Here is a 1,881-nt window from a genome sequence, read left to right on the forward strand (position 1 = left end):
CAGGCTCGGTATTTCTATGATGCGTTCGGTCGTCGTATTGCGAAGGAGGTGAACGGCGAGCGGACGGTGTTCGGGTGGGATGGCGACACGCTGGCGTACGAGAGTGATGGCGAGCGTGGCACGCACTATCTGTACGAGCCGGGGACGTTCGTGCCGCTGGCGCAGTATGTGGCGGAGCCAGTTGAGGGAATCGAGACGCCGGTATGGACGAGTACCGACCGCTATGTGCCGGAAGATGACCCGCTGCAGAAGGTGCCGGAGCGGCGGGGCGATGCGGCGGTGTTCTATTACCACTGTGATCAGATCGGCACGCCGCAGCTTCTAACGGACGATGATGGTGATGTGGTCTGGGAAGCGTCGTACAAGGCTTGGGGTGAAGCGCGGGAGGTGATTGCGCGGGCGTCGAAGGCGGCGGGGATTGTGGCTAAGAATCCGTTGCGGTTTCAGGGACAGCAGGTTGATGCGGAAACGGGACTGCACTATAACTGGCACCGGTACTATGATTCGGGTATCGGAAGGTTCGTGTCGAAAGATCCGATCGGGCTCGTTGGCGGGATCAACGTCTATCAATATGCGTCGAATCCGGTCGAATGGATCGATCCGTTGGGGTTGGCACCTCGCCGTCCTGCCCATGAAGCCAGCATCCAGAGAAGAGTTAACTGCCTCAAGTCTCAGGGGTTTCAAGAGCACCACATTATTAGCGACAAGAATTCCCAGACGAAAAATCACCCTCTAATTGCGCTTGCTGGCTTTGATCTTCAATCTCAGGCTAACAAAATCTATCTACCAGATGACGAAAGCCTTCATCCGACTCGCTCGATCCACAACGGGCGTCATCCCAACATCGTAAGCACAAACTTGTCCAGACAAATGAACGATGCTGTTGTGATAGGAAAGCAGCAGGGTTGGGGGCAGAAACAGTATGACGCGGCTCTGCGCGGAATCATCGCGCGAGAGCGGATGGAGTTGAAAGCCGGGAACCGGATGCTCAACAAGAACCATCGACCATGGGCGTGTCCAAACTAAGTGAGGATATATGACGAAAATCTGGACCACGGAGGCGGACTATCCGGAAAGTCGGATGGCACTCTACGATGAGGCAAAAAATCAAGTGGATCGCTTTGATTTACAGGCGGCCACACGCCTCACAAAATCGAATCCTTTGGTATTCGATCTTCCCAAAAAGGGGGTGGCAAAGATTCAAGACTACGGTGTTATTTGGTCAAACATCTTGATTCCGCTTGTAAGTGAAGCGGTGCGTGTTGCGATTGAAGGACTGGCGAATGACGGTGACGTACAGTTCATTCCGGCAGTTATTGAATCGGACGGAAAGGCTATTGACGGATCATACTTTCTTCTTAATCCGGTTAGAAAAGTCGATGTGATCGATCACGACGCTTCTGAGCCGATAGTGGTGAAGATTCCGGGGTTTCCTGATGCCAAGGTTGGTTTCAAAAAGATGGTCTTGCGCTCCGATTTCTCTGCCAATGGCATTGGCAGACAATACGACTCCTTGACATATATTGTCGTGGGAGATCGATTGGCCGAGGCTGTATTGTGTGCCACAAAGAAGGGGGTTAGATTCACCACTGGTATTCCGCCTGCCGATTGATGTCGACCAGACCGGCGGTGCCCGAGCGGGAAGCAAGATCATGTTGTTCGAGAATCGACTTCATTCGTTTATCCGTCAGATGTTGGAGCGGGAAACAAGGCTCCACGCTGAAAAGGGAGCATGGTGTTGCATGGCGCGTATAAGTAATATCGGGATTGTCGCGAGTGGGTCAATCAAGAAGCTATGCTCAAATTGGAACGGATTCTCCCGACAGCAAGATCTATGCGTGAAATCGCTGAGTGTCGTGGATGCGGTGAGATTCGGGGGGG

At 53.2% G+C, this 1,881-nt stretch carries 2 protein-coding genes; both read left to right on the plus strand.

The genetic code is table 11. The features are described from left to right. Nucleotides 1–1,026, plus strand: a 1,026-nt coding sequence (locus tag JMF90_RS35270; RefSeq protein ID WP_201326181.1) for an RHS repeat-associated core domain-containing protein, incomplete at its 5' end; no start/stop codon positions are given. Between the two features lie 55 nt (nucleotides 1,027–1,081). After that, nucleotides 1,082–1,612, plus strand: coding sequence for an imm11 family protein (locus JMF90_RS35275; protein WP_226292247.1), 531 nt, complete (start codon nucleotides 1,082–1,084; stop codon nucleotides 1,610–1,612). Nucleotides 1,613–1,881 lie beyond the last annotated feature (269 nt).

It is taken from the genome of Burkholderia sp. E168m23 (genome assembly GCF_016586125.1).
Classification (GTDB): Bacteria; Pseudomonadota; Gammaproteobacteria; order Burkholderiales; family Burkholderiaceae; genus Burkholderia; species Burkholderia orbicola.